The organism is Geomicrobium sp. JCM 19037, from assembly GCF_000698105.1.
Lineage (GTDB): Bacteria > Bacillota > Bacilli > Bacillales > Marinococcaceae > Geomicrobium_A.
In genome coordinates, this window is record NZ_BAWZ01000003.1 from 178,138 (window position 1) to 187,450 (window position 9,313).

The 9,313-nt window shown below is 45.0% G+C and carries 2 protein-coding genes and 7 pseudogenes; 6 read left to right on the top strand and 3 right to left on the bottom strand.

The features are described 5' to 3' along the window. The first annotated feature begins 4 nt into the window (after nt 1-4). Nucleotides 5-1,491, top strand: a pseudogene (locus tag JCM19037_RS03165) (glutamate synthase subunit beta). Nucleotides 1,492-1,562: 71 nt separating this feature from the next. Here JCM19037_RS03165 and JCM19037_RS03170 read toward each other — a convergent pair. Then, nucleotides 1,563-2,532: pseudogene (locus tag JCM19037_RS03170) on the bottom strand (aromatic acid exporter family protein). 223 nt (nt 2,533-2,755) lie between these two features. Between JCM19037_RS03170 and kapB the strand changes: the two are divergent. From kapB to JCM19037_RS03195, 5 pseudogenes are all read left to right on the top strand, one after another. After that, nucleotides 2,756-3,036, top strand: a pseudogene (kapB, locus tag JCM19037_RS26585) (sporulation phosphorelay system protein KapB). 162 nt (nt 3,037-3,198) lie between these two features. Then, nucleotides 3,199-4,390, top strand: a pseudogene (locus JCM19037_RS03180) (cystathionine gamma-synthase family protein). Nucleotides 4,391-4,570: 180 nt separating this feature from the next. Next, nucleotides 4,571-5,429, top strand: a pseudogene (locus JCM19037_RS03185) (homoserine dehydrogenase). 96 nt (nt 5,430-5,525) lie between these two features. Beyond that, a pseudogene (locus JCM19037_RS03190) lies at nt 5,526-6,904 on the top strand (aldehyde dehydrogenase family protein). A 94-nt stretch (nt 6,905-6,998) separates the two neighbouring features. Continuing rightward, nucleotides 6,999-8,000, top strand: a pseudogene (locus JCM19037_RS03195) (M24 family metallopeptidase); the annotation flags it as partial. 124 nt (nt 8,001-8,124) lie between these two features. Here JCM19037_RS03195 and yidD read toward each other — a convergent pair. Both yidD and dapA read right to left on the bottom strand, forming a co-directional pair. Continuing rightward, nucleotides 8,125-8,367, bottom strand: a complete 243-nt coding sequence (yidD, locus tag JCM19037_RS26590; protein WP_373900288.1) for a membrane protein insertion efficiency factor YidD — start codon at nt 8,365-8,367, stop codon at nt 8,125-8,127. Nucleotides 8,368-8,438: 71 nt separating this feature from the next. Further along, a complete protein-coding gene (gene dapA / locus JCM19037_RS03200) occupies nt 8,439-9,311 on the bottom strand; it encodes a 4-hydroxy-tetrahydrodipicolinate synthase (RefSeq protein WP_152548921.1) in 873 nt (290 codons plus the stop codon). Nucleotides 9,312-9,313: the final 2 nt, after the last annotated feature.

The following is a 9,313-nucleotide window of genomic DNA, read 5'->3' on the forward strand; positions in this document are numbered from 1 at the left end:
CACAGTGGGAAAAGCGACTGGTTTTATGGAGATTAAACGAGAAGCTCCGCCAAAAAGAGATCCAGTGGAACGATCAAAAGATTGGAAAGACATCCATTTGACACCGTCAAAAGAACTGATTGAGTCACAAGCCGCTCGTTGTATGGATTGCGGGATCCCGTTTTGTCAGGCAGGTACGAGCATCCCAGGTTCTGATGAAATTGGTTGTCCGGTATATAACCTCATTCCCGAATGGAATGATTTGATCTATCAAGGCAAATGGTATGAAGCGTTGGAGAGGCTTCACAAAACAAACAATTTCCCGGAATTTACCGGAAAGGTGTGTCCAGCTCCGTGTGAGGGGTCTTGTACGGTTGCCATTGATGACGATCCCGTCGCCATTAAATCCATTGAGTGGCAAATTATTGAGCGTGGGTTTAAAGAAGGCTGGGTGAAAGCTCAGCCACCGAAAAAAAGAACAGGAAAAAGCGTCGCGGTGGTTGGTTCAGGTCCTGCAGGACTTGCCGCTGCTGCCCAACTGAATAAAGCAGGGCATACCGTCGTTGTTTACGAGAAAGATGATCGCATTGGTGGTCTATTAACGTATGGGATTCCGGACGTGAAATTGCCGTATGATACGGTCATGAGAAGAGTCCGGTTGCTCGAAGAAGAAGGGATTACGTTCAAGACGAATGAAGAAATTGGACGGACAATCACGTGGGAGCAATTGAACAATGATTATTCTGCTGTCATTCTTTGCACAGGTGCTCAAGTACCTCGAGGTGTTGGCGACGTGCCAGGCAAAGAGGCAAATGGTGTTCATTTTGCGATGGATTTTCTCACACAAAACACGAAGTCATTGCTAGATTCAAACCATGAAAATAAAGAATACATTACCGCTAAAGATAAAAATGTAATTGTTATTGGCGGGGGCGATACTGGGGTTGACTGCATTACAACGTCTGTTCGACATGGGGCGAAGTCGATTACCCAGTTTGATATTAATAAGATTAAAGAAGACATTCGATTGGACAATAACCCGTGGCCGTTGTTCCCAATGACGTTTGCGAAAGAAGATGGTCATAAAGAAGCGGAAGCGGTTTACGGTGAAGACCCACGAGCATATCAATGGTTTACGACAGCGTTTGTAACAGATGAAGACAATAACCTTGTTGGATTAGAAGCCGTCCAAGCCGAAACCATTTTTGAAGATGGAACAAAATTCGAAAACCGATTCCTGGAACTGAAAAGGTTTGGGATGCTGATCTTGTTTTACTAGCGATCGGCTTTACCGGACCAGAGCAAGAGTTGCTTGAACAGATGCAAGTAAAAGTAACAAACCGTGGTACGATTGATGCCCCGTATGGTAAGTACAATACGAATGTTCCGAGTGTATTTGCTGCAGGGGATAATCGTAGAGGTCAAAGCCTTGTCGTATGGGCGATTCATGAAGGGCGAGAAGCGGCTCGTGAGTGCGACCGTTACTTGATGGGAGATACGATTTTACCATAAACGGTAGGAGAAGACACCGAAGCGAGGAGGGTACCCTCCTCGGCTTCGGTTCGTTCTCTACCCAACTTTTCTCAACCCGCTTGTCTACGCTCGGCAGATTGTTTCGAGAATACGGCGGTTCTCTCCAAAAGAAATAATGTGCGCATGATGAGGTGGTAATCGTTCAAATAAGCGGGTGGAATGGTACTCTCTTTTCGGAGCAACCATTGAATCACTTGTCCGCGTTCGTCTTTAGAAAGTTTATGCAAATGCTTTGGAACGTTAGCTGCAAACTGAATTAAGTACGGAGCCGTCTTCGCTCCCGCTCGTTGCGAAAGGTCAAGCACAAGAGTTCTCACTTGGCGTTGTTGATGAGAAAAATAGAGTAATTTCCTCATCTCACTTTTTTCAGGAGGACGAAGCTGCCATTGTTTTCGTTGCAACGTTGCCATTCGTTCGAACTCTTGGACGCTCTTCAAAAGTCTCGTCCGGTTTTTTTCTCTCGCATACGGATGTTTCCCGTTTACGTATAAAGACGGTAGCGCTTTGAGTTCTTGAAAAAGACGATCGTGGCGTTTTTTTAGTTCTGGCATGAAATTATTTGGAAGTACAAAGATGTTTACGACTGTTGAAATCATAATGCCGATCATCGAGCTCATAACGCGTACACTGTAATCATCAATATGTTGATCAAACATCGTCGGCATCATCGCAAATAAAGAGATCGAAGCAATAAGGGTGCGCTTATTCACTTGCAACTGCATCGTACCGAGAAGTAAAACACTAATCGCAAACAAGTACCAAAATGGATGGGCACCGAGGGAGTAGTAGAAAAAGAGGGCAAACGACACCCCGACAAGCAGAGCCTAAACGGACAGCCCCGTTTCGAACTGCATCAAGACTTGTAGCCTCTAAAGCTAAACACGTTGTAATGACGGCAAACCCAGGAGGCAAGTGCAATGCACGACAGAGAACAACGCAAACGGCGATACTAATCAGTGATTTAATGGTTCGGTTAGACAGACGTTGGATAAACAATTGCATAAGCGCACGGCCTTTCATAATTTCACATACCGTATTAACCGGATGCTCCTGATGCTTAGGGTGTCAAAACGAAAACATTTTATGCATTTTTTTATTAACATCTTGAACAATGCTCACGTCATCACGTATGATAGAAGTGAAATTACGGTAAAAAAGTCATCAAGAGATGAGTTGTTCTGAAGGGAGTGATCTGGTGTACGTAACCGGAAAGTATAAAACAGGGGTCTATGCAGGTACGCCTATGGAAGAGAGGCGCGACCAAACGCTACTTCAAGTTGAAGCGGTCATCAAGCATCCACTGCAAGGCGACCTCCATCAAGGATTCGCCACCGATGTCCCTTTGTTTCATCAACGCAATGCACTTGCACATAAAGAGAAAGCGTGGTACCCACGGTCACAGTAAAATCGTTTACCGATGATCTGCCTTCTTATGAGCATAGTTTGCAATCCGCTGTTGATGATGAGATTGCCCGAATGAAAGAACGAAATGATTCATTTGGGGATGAAGCGCTAAAGAGTTAGAAGAACTAAAGGTAAGGTACAGTAAGTAAAGGGAAACTTTATAGATGGGTAAGACCAAAGAGGTGACGCTACTGTCTTCCTCTTTTCTTACGCTTTTTTTAGTATCTTTTCGTCCGAATTTTCAATGAGTTAAATCGTTTGATGAATTGAGGAGTGGATAGAATGACACGTAAACAACCATCATTTGCAACGGAAACGGTATGGGCAGGAGAAGAAAAGTATCGGGTACACGGCGCGAGCCAAGTACCGGTCGTACACAGTGTTGCGTATACGTACGACGATCTTGATTATTGGTATGAAGTGGCGGTTGGAAACGCAGAAGGTCATATCTATGGTCGCAATACAAACCCAACTGTCGCTAGCTTTGAAGACAAAGTGAAACAGCTAGAAGGCGCAGAGTCTGCAACGAGCTTTTCAACAGGAATGGCCGCAATTAGCAATACGTTGCTTACGTTTTTGACGCCTCGAGACCGCATTGTAAGCATTAAAGATACGTACGGAGGCACGAACAAGATCTTTAGTGAGTTTCTTCCACGTCTAGATATCGATATCACATTGTGTGAAACAGGCAATCATGATGAGATGATTGAAGAAATAAATAAAGGTTGCCAAGTCGTATATCTTGAGACACCGACGAATCCGACAGTAAAGATTACAGATATTGAGAAAATTGCCGAAGCAGCAAAAGAGGCAGGAGCTCTTGTCGTTGTTGACAATACATTCGCGACGCCGGTGTTACAAAACCCACTGCAACTTGGGGCTGACCTTGTCATTCACTCTGCTACGAAGTTTCTAGGTGGGCACGCTGACGCGCTTGGCGGTGTGCTATGCGGAGATGAAGTGCTCGTTGATCGGGTGTATCATTACCGAGAAATTAACGGGGCAACGATGGACCGATGGCTGCTTATTTACTCATAAGAGGCATGAAGACTCTTCATCTGCGCGTATGGAAACAAACAGAAAACGCAGGGAAATTAGCGGAATATTTAAAAGCGCACCCACTCGTAGAATCGGTGTATTACCCGGGGCTTACCGATCATGCTAACCATGATATTGCTAAACAACAAATGCGCGGATTTGGCGGAATGTTTAGTTTTTCATTACACGGTGGTATGGATGCGGTCAAAGAGATGCTTCCGAAATTGAAATTTGCCAATCGTGCGGCAAATCTTGGTGCAGTCGAAACAACGGTTGGACCCGCAAGAACAACGAGTCATGTCGAATCTTCACCAGAGGAAAGAAAAGCGCTCGGCATCCCTGACGGCTCATTCGGTACTCTGCAGGCATTGAAGACTTTGAAGATTTAAAAGCAGACCTTGAAGAAGCGATGAAAGCCATTACAGTAACTCAATAACAGGAGAGTGCTCATGAAGAAAAAAGTTGCGATTATTGGTTTTGGCGGAGTCGGTCAAGCTTCGCCAACCTGTTATCCGAGAAACAAGAACAGCTAATCAGTCACCATCAACAAGACATTGAGATCGTGTCGATCAACGATCTATACAAAGGTACATTACACGATGATGACGGGCTCGATATGGGGGGAGTATTTAAAAGTTTAGACGTTGATGGAACACTCGAACACTACAAGAATCAGAAGGCAATAAAATCCGATTGGGATGCAGTGAAAACAATCGAGAAAACGAATGCTGACATTATCGTTGAGCTAACATTTACAGATGTTTTGACTGGAGAGCCCGCAATCACTCATTGTAAAACAGCAATTGAAGCGGGGAAACACGTGGTGATGACAAACAAAGGCCCCATCGTTAAAGCCTATCAACAACTGAAAGAAGCCGCGGATAAAAAAGGCGTTGAATTTCTGTTTGAAGGAACGGTTATGAGTGGTACGCCTGCGCTTCGTATGCCACTTATGACACTGAAAGGAAATACGATTACACGCATCGAAGGCATATTAAACGGTACGACAAACAGTATGCTTACAGACATGGCGAGTGGCATGAGCTATGAGGACAGCTTGATATTGCGAAACAAAAAGGGTATGCCGAAGCCGATCCAACGAACGACGTTGAAGGGTATGATGTTCAAGGAAAGGTCGTCATTTTAGCGAATGTTCTACTCGGTGCTAGCCTTACGCGAAATGACGTTCCTTGCACGGGTATCACGAAACTCACACGGAAGATTTTAAGAAGGCAAAAGATTCAAATCAAGTATGGAAACTTCTCGGTGTTGTAGAAAACGATGGTGGCGTCGTAACGGCTCGAGTTGAGCCGAAATTACTTACCGCAGATGATCCTTTAGCGCAAATTAATGGACCGATGAATGCGGTAACGTATCAGTGCGACTTGTCTGGAAATGTAACACTTATTGGTGCAGGAGCGGGAATTACGGAGACAGGATTTGCTGTACTCATTGACATTTTGTCTATCCGATAATTGAATTCTAATAGGTTAGGGGTGTAAGAAATGATCGGAATTAATGAAAAAGAACAAGCGATGTTTATTTCAGGCGAGTGGAAACAAAAAACCGAGATGATTGAAGTACAAGACCCAGGTAAACGAGTGACGATCGGGTATGTGCCGAATGGACAGAAAGAAGACATGGTGGAGGCGTTGCAGTCGGCTGTACTCGGTCGAGAGATTGCAGCAGCGCTTACGGTGCGAGAACGTATGGATATTTTAATGAATGTATCTCGCCTCATTCTTGAAGAGCGTGAAGATATCGCAGAAATCATTGCATCTGAAGGTATTAAGACGATTACTGAAGCCCGTAAAGAAGCGCGTAGAGCGGCAGAAACGTTGCAGATTTGTGCTGAAGAGGCAAGAAGGTTAACCGGATCAACAGTCAATTTCGACCAGATGCCTGGAAATGCTCATCGGCATGGGTATACATTCATGTTTCCGATCGGGATCGTCGGTGCGATTACGCCATTTAATGACCCACTTAACCTCGTCGCACACAAGATTGGTCCAGCAATTGCAGGGGGTAACGCTGTTGTTTTAAAACCGGCGACAGAAACACCTCTTTCAGCTCTTTGGTTAACGAAGAAATTTCAAGAGTCTGGGCTTCCAGATCATGTATTAAACGTCGTTACAGGTCGGGGGAGTGAAGTGATCCCTCCGATGATTGAACATCCTGATGTTCGTTTAATTAGTTTCACCGGTGGACTTAAAACGGGGGAAACGTTAGCAAAGCAAGCCGGGCTAAAGAAAATAGGTATGGAATTAGGGGCCAATTCCCCGCTTATTGTTTGTAAAGATGCGAACATCAGTGTTGCTGCAAAGGCGGCTGTGACGGCGCTTTCGCATCAGCTGGTCAAAATTGCTTAGGTGTTCAGCGTATGATTGTGCATGAGGACGTGATTGACACATTCACTGAACAAGTGACGGACCATACGTCTCGACTAGCATTTGGAGACAAGATGCGTGAAACCGATGATGTCGGTCCGTTAATCAATGAAAAAGAAGCAGAGCGGATGATTCACCGCATTGATGAAGCGATCGACAAAGGCGCTCGCCTTTTATGTGGGGGCGTGTTGCATGGCAACTATTTAGAGCCAACATTGCTCACCGATGTGCCGAAAGATACACTGTTGTATAAGGAAGAGATCTTTGGACCGATTGCAATGATCGAGTCATTTCAAAGCCTGGAAGAAGCAGTAAGAGTCGCGAATGATGTGAACTATGGACTGCAAGCCGGTATTTTCACGGCTTCTTTATCCAACGCACATTACGCCATTCAAAAATTACATGTCGGTGGCGTGATGGTGAATGACAGCAGTGATTTTAGAATTGACGCCATGCCTTTTGGTGGGACAAAAGGATCAGGTCTAGGTCGAGAAGGGGTTCTGTCTGCACTCCATGAAATGACTGAACCAAGAGTCGTCTGCTTCACAGAAATTGAAGAATAGCTTTTTCACGAATTCCACAACGAAGTAGGAGTGCTGGCCAATTATGTTTCCTAGAGAAGAGTATCAACTCAGAATGAATAAAACAAAGCAGAAAATGCTCGAGTATGGCGTTGAAGTACTAATATTATCCAATCCATCAAACCTTTGTTATCTAACGGGATACAATGCGTGGAGTTTTTACGTTCACCAAGTAGTACTCGTGTTAATTGATGAAGAAGAACCGATTTGGATTGGACGGGAAATGGATGCTCATAGTGCTCGCACGACGACGTGGCTTGACCAACGAAGAATTATTCCTTATCCGGATGAGTTCGTACAATCGACCATCAGACACCCGATGGATTTTGTCGCCAATATTCTTACTGACCTCGGTCAAGGCCAACGGAAAATTGGTGTAGAAATGGATGCGTTCTATTACACAGCGATGTGTCATGAACGCATCACGTACGGTTTACCGGATGCGGAGTTTAAGAATACGAGCACGATTGTCAATTGGGTTCGCGTGATCAAAAGCGATGAAGAAATCAGGTACATGCGAAAAGCAGCGAAAATCGTAGAAAATGCAATGCAATCGGCTTATGATACGGTAAATGTTGGTGTTAGGGAAAATGATGTGGCTGCCGCCATCTACCACGCTCAAGTGAGTGGAACAAAAGAGTTCGGTGGAGATTACACGTCAATCGTTCCGATGCTACCGACAGGAAAAAACACGGCAAGCCCTCACTTAACGTGGACAGACAGAAAGTACGTTGAAGGGGATTTTCTAACATTGGAAATCGCTGGCTGTTATCAGCGATATCATACACCACTGGCACGAACGATGTCTCTAGGAAAAGCACCTGAATCTGTAAGAGAAGTAGGAAAAGTGGTTACCGAAGGCATTAGCGAAACGTTGGCGCAAATGAAACCAGGTGTAACCGCAGAACAGGTGGAAGAAGTTTGGCGTACATCGATTGGTAAGCACGGATTCATTAAAGCATCGCGGTTAGGTTATTCAATTGGCTTAAGTTATCCTCCAGATTGGGGAGAGCATACAATCAGTTTTCGAAAAGGGGATCGATCTCTTTTAGAACCAGGCATGACGTTTCATCTTATGCCCGGCATTTGGTTCGATGACTTCGGTGTAGAGATTACGGAATCAGTGTTAATTACGGACTCAGGGTCGAAACACTTACGTCATTTAACCGTGACGTGTTTGAAAAACCGTTGTAGTCCATTCATTAAAAAACGGCACTCACGAATAGTGCCGTTTTTTCTTTTTTTGGAGGGACAGGATCAAATCCTCCGCGATGAAATGGGTGGCACTTTAGAATGCGTACGATGCCGAGGAGTAGTCCCTTAACGACACCGTGTGTTTGCACCGACTCCAATGCATAGTGAGAACAAGTCGGTTGAAACCGGCATGTAGGTGGGGTGGCAGGAGATATGAATTTTTGATAAAAGCGAATCGGTGCAATAACCATTTGGCGGAGCATAACCATCCCTCCAATCACAAAAGTAAAGAGCAGACCGAATGGTCGCTCTTTACGCTAGATTAGCTCACATAAAATGTGGCGTTTGGTTGCAAAATGCTGTAAAGCATATGGCTTTCTTCGTCGGAAAGTCGAATCATAGGCAACCGTACATCGCCTGAGATGATGCCTTGCATTTCTAGTGCAGCTTTTACCGGAACTGGGTTTGGTGCCATAAACATTGCACTCATAATGGGTAGCAATTCACGGTGTTGCTTCGCTGCGGTCGTATTGTTACCATCCAAGAATTGTTGAACCATTTGTGCCATGTTCTTCCCAATAATGTGGGCGGCAACAGATACAACTCCTTTAGCACCGATGGAGAGAAGCGGTAATGTCATGCTGTCGTCTCCGCCGTACAAGTCGAAGCCGTCTGAGGAGTTCTCAATAATCATTGAGGCTGCATCCAAATCTCCGCTCGCTTCTTTAATGGCGACCACGTTGGGTAGGTGTGAAAGGCGGATTGTTGTCTCTGGCATGAGACTGACAACCGTCCGACCGGGTACATTATAGAGCATGATTGGCAAAGCTGTCGTTTCAGCGATTGCTTTAAAATGCTGGTACATGCCTTCTTGTGATGGTTTATTATAGTATGGTGTAACGAGCATAATTCCGTCTGCTCCAGCTTCTTCTGCTGCCTGCGTTAATTCGATGGATGCATTCGTATTGTTGCTGCCCGTACCGGCAATGACCGGAATTCGCCCGTCAACAATGCGAATCACATGTTTGAATAAAGAGACTTTCTCTTCTTTGGACAGTGTTGGGGATTCACCCGTCGTACCGGCAACAACTAGTGAGTCGCTCCCGTTTCCAACTAAATGATTCACAAGCTTCGTAACATCGTTGTAATCAATCTGTCCTTGTTCATTAAATGGAGTCACCATCGCAGTGACAATTC